Below are 14,074 nucleotides of genomic sequence, written 5' to 3' on the forward strand. Positions count from 1 at the left end.
TCCTCCGGTCGGGCGGGGCGGAGGCTCACGGCCGCTCCAGCGCCGCGCGGAACCGGCGGCGATAGGCGGCCGGGGTCGTGCCATGCGCCACGCGGAACAGCCGGTGGAAATGGCTGAGATTCGGGATTCCGCATTCGGCGGCGATCTCGGCCAGCGGCTCCTCCCCCCCGGCGAGGCGCCGGGCCGCGAAGTCCATCCGCCGGGCGTTGACGTAGTCGCTGGGCGTCTGGCCGGTAAAGCGGCGCATCGTCCGGCTGACATGCGGATGCGCCCGCCCGGCCACCCGCGCCAGCCCCGCCGCCCCCTCGCGGAAGACCGCCGGATCGCGGGCCGCCTCCATCGCCCGGGCGAGCCAGTCGGGCAGGCCGTCCGGTATCGCCGTACGCCGCTCGGCGAGGCGCGCGACGAGCGGCAGCAGGAACGCCTCCGCCGCGAGGGAGGTTGCGGCGGCCCGCTCCAGCCGCAGGGCGGCGCGGTTGAGATCGGCGAGCGCCCGGCTGTCGAGCGCGTCGAGCTCGGGCCGCTCGGCCCCGGCCCAGAAGAGGTGCCCGCCGAGCTGCGGGTGACGCGCGGCCAGCCCCGCGACCAGCGCCGGGTCGAAGGCGACGGAGACGATCATCGGCGCCTCGCCGCGGCCCTGCAGCGCATGTGGCTGCCCGGTGGCGGCGAAGAACATCCGCCCCTCGGGCAGGTCGCGCCGTCCGCCGCGATCGTGGAGCCGGACCGTCCCGTTCTGCACCCAGCCCAGCAACGGAAAAGGGCGCTCCGGCAGGTCGCGCGGGCGCCTCGGCGGCACCGTGAGGCGCGAGATGTGGAATGGACGTTCCGGGCCGACAAGGTTCGCAATGTCCGGGCCGTCCCGGCCCACGAAGGGGGTGTCCGGGCCGGCGGGTGTCGCGGCTCGGTCCGGTGCCGATCCTTCGGGCGCGGGGCGGGTGCGGTTCATGCCGTCGACACTGCCACGATCCGCAGGGCGACGGAATGCTGCGTCGTGGACCCCGGACCGTGACAGGACGTGCCCGGTCCGCTAGCACGGCGGCACCCCCCAGCCGGAGCGCCCCATGACCCGAACCGTCCGCATCGCCCCGTCGATCCTCTCGGCCGATTTCGCGGATTTCGCGCGCGAGATCCGCGCCATCGAGGATCAGGGCGCCGACTGGGTCCATGTCGACGTGATGGACGGGCATTTCGTGCCGAACATCACCTTCGGCCCCCCGGCGGTGAAGGCCTTCCGCCCCCATGTGCGGACGGTGATGGACGTGCATCTGATGATCGCGCCGGTCGATCCCTATATCGACGCCTTCGCCGAGGCCGGGGCCGACATCCTGACGGCCCATGTCGAGGCCGGGCCGCATATCCACCGGACATTGCAGGCGATCCGCGCGGCGGGCATGCGGCCGGGCGTGGCGCTGAATCCCGGCACGCCGGCCGAGGCGGCCCTGCCGCTGCTCGACCTGGTCGACCTCGTCCTGGTGATGACGGTGAACCCGGGATTCGGCGGTCAGGCCTATCTCGACATGACCGGCAAGGTCCGGACCCTGCGGGCCGCGATCGGCGACCGCGAGATCCATCTCGAGGTGGACGGGGGCATCGACCCGGGCACCGCCCCCGGCATCGTGACGGCGGGGGCGGACGTGCTGGTCGCCGGATCGGCGGTGTTCCGGGGCGGCTCGGTCGAAGCGCCGGAGGTCTACGGCCGCAACATCGCCGCGATCCGCGAGGCCGCGAGGGGCTGACCGCGGCGGCAATGCCGGTGGGCGGGAAGCAGCCCCTCCGGGGGCCGAGCATCGCCCCGCCCGGGCGCCCCCCCGCCGCGCGCGTTCAGAGTTCCATCGGGATGGTCACCGGCCCGTCATTGATCAGCGCGACCGCCATGTCCGCGCCGAACCGGCCGCGGGCGACCTCGATCCCCTGCGCGGCGAGCGCCTCGGCGAAGGCCTCGTAGAGCCGTTCGCCCCGTCCGGGCTCCTCGGCGGTCGAGAAGCCGGGGCGGTTGCCGGTGCGGGTATCGGCCGCGAGCGTGAACTGGCTGACCACCAGCGCCGCCCCCCCGGTGTCGAGGAGGGAGCGGTTCATCTTGCCCGCCTCGTCGGCGAAGATCCGCAGCTTGGCGACCTTGGCGGCGAGCCGCGCCGGCGCGTCGTCGGGATCGCCCCGCATCGCGCAGACGAGGATCAGCAGCCCCGGCCCGATCCTGCCCACGACCTCGCCCTCGACGGTGACGCTCGCCTCGGTGACGCGCTGGATGATGGCTTTCACTTTGCGGACCTCCGACAGGGGCGATTGGTCAGAAACCCCACCATGCCAGGACTTTTCCGACCTGCGGTCACAATTCGCCTTCCCATGGGGGATTGGCGCCGGCCCGGCTGACGGTGATCGCCGCCGCCGCCGCGCCGAGCGACAGCGCCGCCGCGATCTCGTCCTCGGACAGGGCGGCGACGCGGTCCTTGGTCAGCGCGCCGGTGCGGTAGAGCTGCGCCAGAACGCCCGCATTGAACGTGTCGCCGGCGCCGACCGTGTCGACCACCTCGACGCGGCGCGCCTCGACGCTCACCCGCCGTCCCTCCGCGTAGCCGGTCGCGCCGCGCGCCCCCTCGGTGATGAGGACCAGCTTCGCCCCCTTCCGCAGCAGCGCGGCCGCGAGGTCGTCGGTCGTACCCTGTCCGCCGAGCCAGCGCAGATCCTCGTCCGACAGCTTCACGATGTCGGCGCGGGCGCACATCCGCTCGATCCGGCCGCGATAGGCGGCCTCGTCGGTAACGAAGCTCGGGCGGATGTTGGGGTCGATCATCGTGACCCGCCCGGCACATTCCCGCTCCTGCAGCGCCTCGTAGGCGGTGCCGCAGGGTTCCCCCACCAGGGAGATGCCGCCGAAGAACAGCGCCTCGGCCTTCACGTCCGGCAGGTCGTCCGGCGTGAGCATCCGCCCGGCCGTGTTCTCGTCGTAGAAGGTGTAGCTGGCATGGCCGTCGGTCAGCCGCACGAAGGCGAGCGTGGTGGGCCGGGCGCTGACATGGGCGGGCGAGGCGTCGACGCGACTCGCCTCGAGGGTGGAGCGCAGGACGTCCCCGAACAGGTCCGACGACAGGCCCGAGAAGAAGCCCGCCGGCACGCCCAGCCGGCCGAGCGCGATGGCGGTGTTGAAGACGGCGCCGCCGGCATAGGGGGCGAAGGCCTGCTCGCCCCCGGGGGTCGTCCGGGGCAGCATGTCGATCAGGGCTTCGCCGCAGGACAGGATCATCGGGGGCTCCTCGGGGCCGGAACTGGGGTCGGTGTCGCGGGACCCCTGCCCTCAATCGGGGGGTTCGTCAACGCGGCTGTCTTATCGCGCCTGCCCGTAGAGGTAGAGCGCGATGCCGCCCAGGATCAGGGCCGCGATCGCGGCGAGGGTGATCTTCCACGCCGAATAGGGCCGCTCGCCCTGCACCTCGCCGGTCTGACCGTTCACCACGAACCGGAAGGTGCGGCCCTTGAACTTGTAGGCGGCGATCCAGATCGGCAGCAGCACGTGCTTGAAGGTCACGTCCGAGACGCGCGTGTCGAGCGCCGTGATCTGCTGCACGTCGCCGCCGATGTCGCGGCGCACGTCGGCGCGGATGATGCGGTCCATGATCTGCCGCGCCTCGCCGTAGCCGTCGGCCAGCTCGACCTGGTAGCCCTCCGCCCGGAAGCCGGCGACGAATTGCGGCGAGTAGTCCCGCAACTCCGTCAGGTCCCACGGCTCGAGCGCGTCGGCATGCGCCTTGGGCAGCGAGGTGGACGCGAGGACCAGCACGTCGTCGAAGAACCGCGAGACCCGCCCCGCCGCGGCCCGCCAGCGGGTCCGCCTTTCCTGATAGGTCTGCCGCTTGCCGTTCACGGTGCGGGTGCGCGTGACGTAGTAATGATCGCCGCGCCGGCCGCGATACTGCGAGGCGGTATCGGCGTCGAAGGTCCAGTAGGGGACGTAGACGCCGTTCATCCGCCGGCCCGAACGGGCATATTCCTTCACCCCGTTCGGCGCGAACCAGAGCGAGCCCAGCCACGAGCGCAAGGCCTCGCGCGCCCCGTCCTCGGTCACGGTGAAGGGCAGGATGCCCTGCGGCTTGATGTGCCGGTGCGTGCCGGTATCGGCGACGATCGGCGTGTCGCAGAACGGGCAGCGTTCGGCATGCGAGGCGCCCTCGATCTCGATGTCGGCGCCGCAGCTCGTGCAATGCGCGACGCGGCTCTCCTCCATCGGGGCGGCGCGCGACAGGGCGCCGAGCGCGGCCTCGAAATCGTTCTCCACGTTCGCGCCGGCCCGCGCTGCGGCGGTCTCGACATCCTGCCGGTGGCCGCAGAACGGGCAGACCATCTCGGTCTCGCCCGGCTGGTAGACGAGCTGCGCGCCGCAGCTCTCGCAGGGGAAGCGGTGCGCCTCGTCGGGGGCGGGCGCCTCGTCCATCGTGTCGACCTCGCTCATCCCCGTCTCCCCCATGCCGTGCGCGTCGGGGCGACCTTGCGACAGCGCGGCCCGGGGGTCTAGGGCCGACACCGATCCGGCACCGCGCCATGTCCGGCGATCGGCGCGGCGAGGGGCCGGCCCCCGGCCGCGCCATCAGGGCGGCGGCGCGCGTTCAGGCGTGATGGCCCGGGCGCATCATGCGCCTGAGCGTGCCGTCGCCGCGCACGTAATGGTGCCAGAGCGCGGCCGCCGCATGCAGCAGGGCCAGGAGCATCAGCGCGTTGGCGGCGGCGGGGTGGACCTCTGCCAAGCCCTCGATCCCGGCGAACCAGGCGAGCGCCCCGCCCAGAGGCACCAGCAGGAGCAGCGCGTAGAGCAGCCAGTGCGAGGCCTTCGCCGCGAGGGCGACGGCGCCGCCCGCGCTCTCCACCGGGTCGGGCGCGCCCGAGGCGAGGCGCACGATCAGACGGACGCCCACGAGGACCAGCACGGCGAGGCCGAGCCAGACATGGACCGGCCAGCTCCCCGACCCGCCGCTCTCGATCCGGGCGTGCAGGGCGCGGCCCATCCCCTCGCCCAGCCACCAGGTGGCGAGGACGAGAAGGGCGACGATCCAGTGCAGCGCGATCTGGAGGGCGGAATACGAGCGACGATCGGCCATGGCGGGCCCTTTCCTTCTGGGCCCCCCCGATGCGGGAGGGCCTGCGCCATAGCTACGCGGCAGGCCGCGGTTTCCGTCGCTCGACGCTCCGGCGCGCCCGGCGGCCTGTTCTGCGATGCGGCCGCCGGGCGCAGGGCCGGAGGATCAGCCCGCCGGGGGCGGCGGGGGCGGGGGCGGCGGCATCACGGTGAAGAGCTGCGCCAGTTCGGCGATCTCGCCCGCCTTGAGCCAGCCGGACTGGCCCTGCGTCCAGACCAGCGTCTCGCGCGTGAGGCCGCCCTCGCTGGCCATCCGGCCGAGCCGGGCCTTGCTGTATGGGCCATGGGTCTGGCCGTTCTCCGCGATGTGCCAGACATGCTCGACCGGGGGCGGCGGCGGCGCGGCAGGCGCGGCCTGCGGGGCGGGCTGGGCGGCGGCGGGCGCGCGTCCCCAGGGTCCGGCCTGACCCGCCATCGCGCCCCCCATCGCGTTGCCCATCGCCATGCCCATGCCCATGCCGAGCCCGGCGCCCATGCCGTCGCCGGCGCCGCCCGGGTTCTCGGCCGCCTTGCCCATCGCCTCGGCCGCCTGGAACTGGGCGTATTTCCCCAGATCGCCGACGATCCCCATCGACGTGCGCTTGTCGAGCACCTTCTCGACTTCGGAAGGAAGGGAGATGTTCTCGATGTAGAATTCGGGGATGGAGAGGCCGTATTCGGCGATCATCGGCTTGATCGCCTCGGTGATCAGCTTGCCCAGATCGGCCGTGTTCGCCGCCATGTCGAGCACGGCTATCCCCGACCCGGCGAGGGCGCGCGACACTTCCTGCACCACGATGTTGCGGATCTGGAACGAGATCTCGTCGCTGGTGAACTCGCCGTCCGTGCCGACGATCTCGCCCATGAACTTCGCCGGATCGGTGACCCGCATCGAATAGCTGCCGAAGGCCCGGATGCGGACCGGCCCGAATTCGGGGTCGCGCGCCATGATCGGGTTCCGCGTGCCCCACTTGAGGCCGTTGAACCGCGTCGTGTTGACGAAGTAGATCTCGCTCTTGAACGGCGACTGGAACCCGTGGTCCCAGTGCTGGAGCGTCGTCATGATCGGCATGTTGTTGGTCTCGAGCATGTAGAGACCGGGCTGGAAGGTATCGGCGAGCTGCCCTTCATGGACGAGGACGGCGGCCTGACCCTCGCGCACCGTCAGCTTGGCGCCGTACTTGATCTCGTGGCCGTAGCGCTCGAACCGCCACACCATCGTGTCGCGGGTGTCGTCGGTCCAGTGAATGACGTCGATGAATTGTCCGGACAGGAAATCGAGAATGCCCATGGGCGAGTGCTCCCCAAGCTTCAATGCCTTTGCCCTTATCAAATGGAGAAGGGCCGGGCCAGTCGCAAGACCGGGTCGGGCGGGCGGGGTCGATGCGGGACCGGCGGCGCGCCGGTCCCGCTCCGCTCAGGCGTATCTCTCGACGCTGCGCATCTGCGCGTAGGAATAGCGGTAGCCATGGGCGAAACCGATCGGCAGGATCGTCTCGATCTCGGCCATGTCGGCATCGCTGAGCGCGACCTCTGCGGCGCCGGCCCATTCGGCCAGGTGCCCTGCCGTGCGTGTGCCGGGGATCGGGATCATGTGATCGCCCTTGTGCAGCACCCAGGCGAGCGCGGCGGCGGCGACCGTCAGCCCGCGCCCGTGCGCCCAGTCCTTGAACGGGTCGATGGCGGCCCGGTTCAGCCTGTAGTTTTCGTCCGAGAAACGGGGCATCGCGCCGCGGAAGGCGTCGCGGATCGCCGGGTAGCGCTCGCTGAAGACGCCGCGCGCCAGAGGCGAGAAGGGCACGAAGGCGATCCCGAGCTCGGCGCAGGCCTGCACTATCCCCAGCTCGGGTTCGCGGGTCCAGAGGGAGTATTCGCTCTGCACGGCCATGCAGGGCCGTTCGGCATGGGCGCGGCGCAGCGTGGCCGGGGCCACCTCCGACAGGCCGTAGCCGCCGATCAGCCCCTCGTCGATGAAGCGCCCGTAGACGCCGGCGATCTCCTCGGGGCTCATGTCCGGGTCCCGGCGATGCGCGTAGTAGAGCGCGACGTGATCGACGCCGAGCCGCCGGAGCGATCCCTCCAGCTCACGCCGCAGATAGGCCTCGGAGGTGTCGACGGGCTTCTCCTCCTGACGGGTGATCCCGCCCTTGGTCGCGATGACGGGGCGGTGGCCGCGACTCGCGATCCAGGCGCCGACCACCTGTTCCGAGACATGGGGGCCGTAGACGTTGGCGGTGTCGAGGAAGTCGATTCCGGCGTCCCACGCCGCGTCGAGACAGCGCAACGAGGTGGCCTCGTCCGTCTCGCCGAACATGCCGGCGAAACTCATGCAGCCGAGGCCGATGGCAGAGACGTCGCGGTCCCCGAGCTTGCGGGTCTTCATGGCGTCATTCTCCGGGGAAGGCGGCGGCGAGGGCGATCTCGATCATCTGGCCGAAGCTGCGCTCGCGTTGGTCGGAGGGCAGCTCCTCTCCGGTCTGCAGGTGGTCCGAGACGGTGAGGATGGCGAGGGCGCGGCATCCGTGCCGGGCGGCGAGGATGTAGAGCTCCGCCGCCTCCATCTCGACGCCGAGGATGCCGTGCCGGGTCAGCTGCTCGGTCAGGTCGCCGCGTTCGTCGTAGAACGTGTCCGAGGAATGGATGCCGCCCACATGGGTGGGCGCGCCGATCGCCTCGGCCGCGTCCGCCGCGGCGCGCAACAGGCCCCAATCGGCATGCGGGGCGTAGTTCAGCTCGCGCAGGATCGTGGCCGAGGGGGTCGAGACCGAGCTGGCGCTCATCGCGAGGATCACGTCCCGCACCTTCACATGCGCCTGCATCCCGCCGCAGGATCCGACGCGGATCAGCGTCCGGGCGCCGTAGTCGCGGATGAGTTCGTTGGCGTAGATCGACAGGGAGGGCATGCCCATGCCGCTGCCCTGGATCGTCACCGGATGGCCGCGCCAGGTGCCGGTGAAGCCCAGCTCGCCGCGCACCTCGGTCACGAGGCGGGCATCGTCCAGGTAGGTCTCGGCCGCCCAGCGGGCGCGGTAGGGATCGCCCGGTATGAGGACCGTCTCCGCGATCTCGCCCGGTTTCGCCCCGATATGAACCGTCATCGGCCATCCTCCTTCTGGTCGGAGGGCAGGATGGCCGAGGACGGCGCGGGCCGAAAGCCCTACTTGATCTCGAAATCCGAGATCGGGCGGCCGGCATCCTCGGCCTCGACGATCCATTTCGGACGGCGGCCCTTGCCGGTCCAGGTCTGGGACGGATCCTCGGGATTGCGGTATTTCGCGGTGCCTTTCGTCCGCGCCTTGCGGCCCTTTGCCGCGCCGGTGAGTTCGGCGAGAGAGAAGCCATGCTCGGCCGCGGCCCGTTCCGCCGCCTCCATCGCCTTCTTCTTTTCGCGGTCCTCGACGCTGCTCAGCGCCTGCGAGAGTTTCTTCTGATGATCCTCGAGGTCCTTTCGGGACATCGACATGTAATCGACTGACATTGCTTTCTCCGGGGTCCTGGAAATGAGGCGTGGAACGGAATCACTCGAAAACCTAATTCCCGATACTTTAATGAGAAGGAAACGCAAGAGGTATTCGGCATCGGGGCCGCGAGCCGTGGACCCGAATGCCATTCATCGGCGACGCGCGGCAATTGCACCCGCGGCGGGGCGAGGCGGCGGAACGATGCCGGCTGGGCTTGTCGGCCACCGGATGGCATGGTCCGCGCATGTTCGGCACCGTCGAGATCCCGATCTGGCTCTTCGCGCTCATCCTGCTCTTCGCGGCGGTGACCTTCGCGTCGCATTTCCTGTTTCCGTCGGTGCGCTGGTTCTTCCGCCGCCGGGCGGAACGGCTGGTGGCGCGGCTCAACACCCGGCTGCAGCGCCCGATCGAGCCGTTCAAGCTGGCGCGCCGGCACGACATGATCCAGCGCCTGATCTACGATCCCGCCGTGACCGAGGCGATGGTCGAGCATGCCCGCAAGGAGGGGGTGCCCGAGAACGTCGCCTTCGAGCAGGCCAAGGCCTATGCGCGGGAGATCGTGCCGAGTTTCTCGGCCACGGCCTATTTCACCTTCGGCACGCGGCTGGCGCGGTGGCTGTCGAATTCGCTCTACCGGATCCGGCTCGGCCGTTTCGACCGCGACGACCCGGACGGGATCGCGCCGGACGCCACGGTGATCTACGTCATCAACCATCGGTCCAACATGGACTACGTCCTCGTCACCTGGCTGGTGAGCGAGACCTCGGCCCTGTCCTACGCGGTGGGGGAATGGGCGCGGGTCTGGCCGCTCTCGTCGATGATCCGGTCGATGGGGGCCTATTTCATCCGGCGCCGGTCGCGCGGGGCGCTCTACCGGCGGGTCCTGGCGCGCTACGTCCAGCTCGCCACGGATGGCGGCGTGACGCAGGCGATCTTTCCCGAGGGCGGGCTCAGCCTCGACGGGCGGGCGCAGCCGCCGCGGCTGGGGCTTCTGAGCTACATCATCGACGGCGCGGCGCGGCGGGCGCGGGACGTGGTCTTCGTGCCGGTCGGGCTGAACTACGACAGGGTGCTCGAGGACGGGATCCTGATCGCGGCCGGCCGGGCCGGGCGGCGCAGGTTCCGCCCGCCCATCTTCCGCGCGCTGTTCGGGATCGGGGCCTACCTGCTGCGTTTCGTCACTTTCCGCACGCGGCCCTACGGCGTCGCCTCGGTCGGGTTCGGCACGCCGCTCTCGCTGCGGGAGTGGTCGGCGGGGCGCGAGGAGGTGGCGGTCGAGGCGCTGGCGGAAGAGCTGATGCGCCGCATCGGCGCCGTCATCCCGGTCCTTCCGGTGCCGCTCGTGGCGCGCGCGATCCTGCGCGGGGCGCGGAGCGAGACGGAGATCGAGGCGATGGTCGATGCCGACATGGCCGCGCTGGCCGCCTGCGGGGCGAGCCTGCCGCGGCGGGGACCGCGGGACGTCGTGGCCGACGCGCTGCGGATCCTGCGGGAGCGGCGCCTGGTGACAGGCGGGGCCGAGATCGCGCCCGTCGCCGGCAAGGCCCCGATCCTCGACTTCTACGCGGCCTCCATCGCGCATCATTTCGAGAGGCCGCTCACGGGACCGTGATTCCGCTTGCCGCAGGGTCAGCGCGCCGCCTAGAACACGGCCATCGAAGAGAAGGAACGACGACGATGGCATTTCAATTCGGGCGATTCATGGCGGTGGCACTGGTCGGGGGGCTGCTGGCCGGATGCGAGGCGACGCCGACGACCGGCGGCGGCATGGTCTCGGACGGGCTGAACCGGAACGTCCTGATCCAGAACCGCTCGGGCACGACGATCTATCGGTTCTACGGATCGAATGTCGGGACCAACTCGTGGGAAGAGGACATTCTCGGCGCGAACGTCCTGCCGAACGGGCAATCGATCATGATCGATTTCGACGACGGCACCGGCTATTGCGATTTCGACTTCAAGATCGAATTCATCGACGGCTCGACGGTCGAGGATTACGGAATCGACGTCTGCGCGATCGGGACCTACACGGTCTATCCGTAGGCCGGGGGCCCCCTCGCCTCTGCTCGGTTTCGGGTCTAGGACTCTCCTTCGCGAGAAGGAGAGTTCGATGACCAATCCGCTACTGACCGACTGGACCACCCCGTTCGGCCTGCCGCCTTTCGACGCGATTTCCGACGAGGACTGGAAACCGGCAGTGGAGGAGGCGCTGGTCGTCGCGCGGCAGAATATCGGGCTGATCACGACGAACGAGGCCCCCCCGACCTTCGCCAACACGATCGTGGCCCTGGAACAGGCGGACCGGACGCTTTCGGACATCCTCGGCGCGTTCCATTCGGTCGCCGGCGCCGATTCCAATCCCGCGCGCGAGGCGCTGCAGCGCGACTTCTCGCCCCTGCTGTCGGAATATTCGTCGGAGATCATCGCGAACCGCGACCTCTTCGCCCGGATCGAGGCGCTCTGGACGGGTCGCGAGGATCTCGACCTCGACCCGCAGGAGGCACGGGTCCTGTTCCTGACGCGCCGGTCCTTCGTCCGGGCGGGCGCGCTGCTGGAGGGGGAGGCAGCCGCGCGGCTGGCGCGGATCAAGGCGCGTCTCGCGACGCTCGGGACCAGCTTCACGCAGAACCTGCTCGCAGACGAGCGGGAGTGGCAGATGGGACTGGCGGAGGCAGACCTCGAGGGGCTGCCCGGTTTCGTCCGGTCCGCCGCCCGCGCGGCGGGGGAGGAGCGGGGCGCGGACGGCCCCGTCCTGACGCTGTCGCGCAGCCTCGTCGTGCCGTTCCTGCAGTTCTCGCCCCGCCGCGACCTGCGGCGGATCGCCTACGAGGCCTGGACGGCGCGCGGTGCCAATGGCGGCGCGACCGACAACCGCGCCATCGCCGCCGAGATCCTGAAGCTGCGGGAGGAGAGGGCGAAGCTGCTGGGCCACGAGACCTTCGCGGGCTGGAAGCTCGAGACCGAGATGGCCGGCACCCCGGCCGCGGTGCGCGAGCTGCTGATGCAGGTCTGGACCCCCGCCCGCGCCGCGGCGCTGGAGGATGCCGCCGCGATGGAGGAGATGCTGCACGCGGACGGCCATGCCGGGCCGCTGGAGCCCTGGGACTGGCGCTACTACGCCGAGAAGCGTCGCAAGGCAGTCCACGATCTCGACGAGAACGAGGTGAAGCCGTTCTTCCAGCTGGACCGGATGATCGAGGCGGCCTTCGACACGGCGCACCGGCTGTTCGGGCTCGACTTCGCGCCGGCCGAGGGGCCCGCCTACCACCCGGACGTGCGGATGTGGGAGGTGACGCGGGGCGGCGCGCATGTCGCGCTCTTCGTCGGGGATTATTTCGCGCGGGGGTCCAAGCGGTCGGGCGCCTGGTGCAGCGCGATGCGGGCCCAGCGCGAGGGCGTGACGCCGATCGTGGTGAACGTCTGCAATTTCGCGAAACCGGCCGCGGGCGAGCCGGCGCTGCTGTCCTACGACGATGCGCGCACGCTGTTCCACGAATTCGGCCATGCGCTGCACCAGATGCTGTCGGACGTACGGTTCGAGAGCATCTCGGGCACGTCGGTCGCGCGCGACTTCGTCGAACTGCCGAGCCAGCTCTACGAGCACTGGCTCGAAGTGCCCGAGGTGCTGCGCCGCTTCGCAACCCATGCCGGGACGGGCGAGGCGATGCCGGAGGAGATGCTGGACCGCGTGCTCGCGGCGAGCACCTGGGACATGGGGATGCAGACGGTGGAATACGTCGCCTCCGCCCTGGTCGACCTGTCCTTCCACGACCGTCCGGCGCCGGCCGACCCGATGCAGCGCCAGGCCGAGGTGCTGGAGGAGATCGGCATGCCCCGCGCGATCCGGATGCGCCACGCGACGCCGCACTTCGCCCATGTCTTCTCGGGCGACGGCTATTCGAGCGGCTATTACAGCTACATGTGGTCCGAGGTGATGGATGCCGACGCCTTCGCCGCCTTCACCGAGGCGGGCGATCCCTTCGATCCGGACCTCGCGCGGTCGCTGGAGGAGAACATCCTCAGCCGCGGCGGGTCGGAGGAGGCGGCCGAGCTCTATACCCGCTTCCGCGGCCGGATGCCGGGGGTCGAGGCGCTGCTGAAGGGGCGGGGGCTGGTGGCCGCGGAGTGACCGCGCGGCGCCCGGCCGGTCATGCCCGCGGGAACGGTGGAGGGGGCTCCGCCCCCGCTCGCTGCGCGAGCCCCCCCGGAGTATTTGGGGCAAGATAAGGGGGGGATCCGGGACGGGCTGTCAGGCGGGGCGCCGGTTTCGACGGGCGGCAGGGCCCGGGCCGCGCGTCGGCCTAGTCCTTGCGGAAGCGGGCCGCCAGATCGGCGATCTGACGCATCTCGTCGGCCATCGCGCCCTCGATCGCGAAGGCGGGATCGGGGGTGGCGCCGGGATCCTCGTCCTCGAGATTGACGTGGCCCCGCTCGGCGAGGAAGGCGTCGATCGCCTCGTCGCCGAGATGGGCGACGATCCGGGCCAGCAGCTTGCGCTGGGCCATCAGGCGGCCCTCGAGCGAGGGCTGGCCCTGCGATTGCGGCTGCGATGCATCGGTCATTCGGGATCTCCTGTCGGGGGGCGGCTCTCGGCCACGTCCTTGTGGATGAGAACGTCGGCCTGGGGATAGGCGTCGAGGATGGCCCGTCGCAGGCCGGCGCCGATATCGTGCGCGACGCGCAGCGGCTGGTCGCCGTCGAGCTCGATATGCAGGTTCACGAAGACCCGGCTGCCGGCGACGCGGGTCTTGAGGTCGTGATGGCCGCGCACGCCGGGCCAGTCGCGCACGATCCCCTCGATCCCCTCGATCATCCGGGCATCGGCGCCGCGATCCATCAGCGCGTGCCAGGCACCGCCGAAGATCCGCACCGCCCCGAAGGCGAGGAAGGCCGCCGCGCCGAGCGCGATCCAGCTGTCGATCCCGCCCCAGCCGAGCCGCGCGGAGAGGCCGAGGGCGAGGATCGCGCCGAGATTGGGCACGAGGTCGCCGACGTAATGCAGCGAATCCGCCGCCACGACGCGGTTGCCGGTCAGCCGGGCGACATGACGCTGCCAGGCGACGAGCGCGAAGGTCAGGGCGATGGCGAGCGCGCTGACCGCTATGCCCTTGCCCTCCTGTTCGGGGAGGGGGCTGTCGCCGGCGATCAGGCGCTGGACCGCCACCCACGCGATCAGCGCCGCCGAGGCGAGGATGAACAGCGCCTGCCCGAGCGCGGCGAGATCCTCGGCCGAGGAATGGCCGAAGGCGTGGTCGGCATCGGCGGGCTTCGCGGCGTAGAGGATCGCCACGAGGCCGCCGAGCGAGACCATCAGGTCGAGCGCCGAATCGGCGAGGGAGGCGGCGATGGCGAGCGAGCCCGTCGCCTCCAGCGCCCAGATCTTCGCCGCGACGAGCGTGATGGCCACCCCGACCGAGGCCGCCCCGGCGGAGCGGTTGAGGACGAGGGCGCGGGCGGGATCGATGCTCATGCCGGTCTTATAGCCGCCCCGCCGTGCCGACCCCAGCGG

15 protein-coding genes are annotated in these 14,074 nt (G+C 70.9%); 4 read left to right on the forward strand and 11 right to left on the reverse strand.

Going from position 1 to position 14,074, the window contains the following annotated elements; translation table 11 throughout:
* Positions 1-25 precede the first annotated feature (25 nt).
* Positions 26-751, reverse strand: a complete 726-nt coding sequence (locus tag BUE30_RS04585) for a helix-turn-helix transcriptional regulator (protein ID WP_244526271.1) — start codon at positions 749-751, stop codon at positions 26-28.
* 310 nt (positions 752-1,061) lie between these two features.
* Between BUE30_RS04585 and rpe the strand changes: the two genes are divergently transcribed.
* Entirely contained in the window at positions 1,062-1,736 is a 675-nt protein-coding gene (gene rpe, locus BUE30_RS04590; protein ID WP_073326694.1) for a ribulose-phosphate 3-epimerase, read from the forward strand.
* Between the two features lie 85 nt (positions 1,737-1,821).
* Here rpe and dtd read toward each other — a convergent pair whose 3' ends face one another.
* From dtd to BUE30_RS04630, 8 genes are all read right to left on the reverse strand, one after another.
* Positions 1,822-2,259, reverse strand: a complete 438-nt coding sequence (gene dtd, locus BUE30_RS04595) for a D-aminoacyl-tRNA deacylase (protein WP_073326695.1) — start codon at positions 2,257-2,259, stop codon at positions 1,822-1,824.
* A 67-nt stretch (positions 2,260-2,326) separates the two neighbouring features.
* Positions 2,327-3,241: a carbohydrate kinase family protein gene (locus BUE30_RS04600; RefSeq protein WP_073326696.1), complete on the reverse strand. Its 915-nt coding sequence runs from the start codon at positions 3,239-3,241 to the stop codon at positions 2,327-2,329.
* An 81-nt stretch (positions 3,242-3,322) separates the two neighbouring features.
* Entirely contained in the window at positions 3,323-4,444 is a 1,122-nt protein-coding gene (locus BUE30_RS04605; RefSeq protein WP_139300485.1) for a TFIIB-type zinc ribbon-containing protein, read from the reverse strand.
* Between the two features lie 154 nt (positions 4,445-4,598).
* Complete coding sequence (locus BUE30_RS04610; RefSeq protein WP_073326697.1) at positions 4,599-5,087, reverse strand: cytochrome b; 489 nt, start codon at positions 5,085-5,087, stop codon at positions 4,599-4,601.
* Between the two features lie 144 nt (positions 5,088-5,231).
* Complete coding sequence (locus tag BUE30_RS04615) at positions 5,232-6,395, reverse strand: SPFH domain-containing protein (RefSeq protein WP_073326698.1); 1,164 nt, start codon at positions 6,393-6,395, stop codon at positions 5,232-5,234.
* A 126-nt stretch (positions 6,396-6,521) separates the two neighbouring features.
* Positions 6,522-7,487, reverse strand: a complete 966-nt coding sequence (locus BUE30_RS04620) for an aldo/keto reductase (protein WP_073326699.1) — start codon at positions 7,485-7,487, stop codon at positions 6,522-6,524.
* A gap of 4 nt (positions 7,488-7,491) precedes the next feature.
* Entirely contained in the window at positions 7,492-8,202 is a 711-nt protein-coding gene (deoD, locus tag BUE30_RS04625) for a purine-nucleoside phosphorylase (protein WP_073326700.1), read from the reverse strand.
* Positions 8,203-8,261: 59 nt separating this feature from the next.
* Positions 8,262-8,582 carry an H-NS histone family protein gene (locus BUE30_RS04630; RefSeq protein WP_073326701.1) on the reverse strand — a complete coding sequence of 107 codons (321 nt, stop codon included), beginning with the start codon at positions 8,580-8,582 and terminating at the stop codon, positions 8,262-8,264.
* A gap of 227 nt (positions 8,583-8,809) precedes the next feature.
* Between BUE30_RS04630 and BUE30_RS04635 the strand changes: the two genes are divergently transcribed.
* The 3 genes from BUE30_RS04635 (at position 8,810) to BUE30_RS04645 (ending at position 12,694) form a co-directional block, all read left to right on the forward strand.
* On the forward strand, positions 8,810-10,177 hold the full coding sequence (locus BUE30_RS04635) for a 1-acyl-sn-glycerol-3-phosphate acyltransferase (protein WP_073326702.1): 1,368 nt from the start codon (positions 8,810-8,812) through the stop codon (positions 10,175-10,177).
* Between the two features lie 65 nt (positions 10,178-10,242).
* Positions 10,243-10,608 carry a hypothetical protein gene (locus BUE30_RS04640; RefSeq protein WP_244526272.1) on the forward strand — a complete coding sequence of 122 codons (366 nt, stop codon included), beginning with the start codon at positions 10,243-10,245 and terminating at the stop codon, positions 10,606-10,608.
* Between the two features lie 67 nt (positions 10,609-10,675).
* Positions 10,676-12,694, forward strand: a complete 2,019-nt coding sequence (locus BUE30_RS04645; RefSeq protein ID WP_073326704.1) for a M3 family metallopeptidase — start codon at positions 10,676-10,678, stop codon at positions 12,692-12,694.
* A 172-nt stretch (positions 12,695-12,866) separates the two neighbouring features.
* On the opposite strand, the gene BUE30_RS04650 is transcribed toward BUE30_RS04645, so the two are convergent.
* Both BUE30_RS04650 and BUE30_RS04655 read right to left on the reverse strand, forming a co-directional pair.
* Positions 12,867-13,127, reverse strand: coding sequence for a hypothetical protein (locus tag BUE30_RS04650; RefSeq protein WP_073326705.1), 261 nt, complete (start codon positions 13,125-13,127; stop codon positions 12,867-12,869).
* Complete coding sequence (locus BUE30_RS04655) at positions 13,124-14,035, reverse strand: cation diffusion facilitator family transporter (RefSeq protein ID WP_073326706.1); 912 nt, start codon at positions 14,033-14,035, stop codon at positions 13,124-13,126. Before BUE30_RS04655 ends, BUE30_RS04650 begins: the two co-directional genes overlap by 4 nt.
* Between the last annotated feature and the right edge of the window lie 39 nt (positions 14,036-14,074).

Origin of the sequence: Wenxinia saemankumensis, assembly GCF_900141735.1 — a bacterium.
Classification (GTDB): Bacteria; Pseudomonadota; Alphaproteobacteria; order Rhodobacterales; family Rhodobacteraceae; genus Wenxinia; species Wenxinia saemankumensis.

Bases quoted from the DNA above. Each gene is read 5' to 3' on its own strand.
- BUE30_RS04620 (WP_073326699.1), bottom strand. From the start codon at position 7,487: ATGAAGACCCGCAAGCTCGGGGACCGCGACGTCTCTGCCATCGGCCTC.
- BUE30_RS04610 (WP_073326697.1), bottom strand. From the start codon at position 5,087: ATGGCCGATCGTCGCTCGTATTCCGCCCTCCAGATCGCGCTGCACTGG.
- BUE30_RS04640 (WP_244526272.1), top strand. From the start codon at position 10,243: ATGGCATTTCAATTCGGGCGATTCATGGCGGTGGCACTGGTCGGGGGG.
- BUE30_RS04615 (WP_073326698.1), bottom strand. From the start codon at position 6,395: ATGGGCATTCTCGATTTCCTGTCCGGACAATTCATCGACGTCATTCAC.
- BUE30_RS04635 (WP_073326702.1), top strand. From the start codon at position 8,810: ATGTTCGGCACCGTCGAGATCCCGATCTGGCTCTTCGCGCTCATCCTG.
- deoD (WP_073326700.1), bottom strand. From the start codon at position 8,202: ATGACGGTTCATATCGGGGCGAAACCGGGCGAGATCGCGGAGACGGTC.
- BUE30_RS04630 (WP_073326701.1), bottom strand. From the start codon at position 8,582: ATGTCAGTCGATTACATGTCGATGTCCCGAAAGGACCTCGAGGATCAT.
- BUE30_RS04655 (WP_073326706.1), bottom strand. From the start codon at position 14,035: ATGAGCATCGATCCCGCCCGCGCCCTCGTCCTCAACCGCTCCGCCGGG.
- BUE30_RS04600 (WP_073326696.1), bottom strand. From the start codon at position 3,241: ATGATCCTGTCCTGCGGCGAAGCCCTGATCGACATGCTGCCCCGGACG.
- rpe (WP_073326694.1), top strand. From the start codon at position 1,062: ATGACCCGAACCGTCCGCATCGCCCCGTCGATCCTCTCGGCCGATTTC.
- BUE30_RS04650 (WP_073326705.1), bottom strand. From the start codon at position 13,127: ATGACCGATGCATCGCAGCCGCAATCGCAGGGCCAGCCCTCGCTCGAG.
- BUE30_RS04605 (WP_139300485.1), bottom strand. From the start codon at position 4,444: ATGAGCGAGGTCGACACGATGGACGAGGCGCCCGCCCCCGACGAGGCG.
- BUE30_RS04645 (WP_073326704.1), top strand. From the start codon at position 10,676: ATGACCAATCCGCTACTGACCGACTGGACCACCCCGTTCGGCCTGCCG.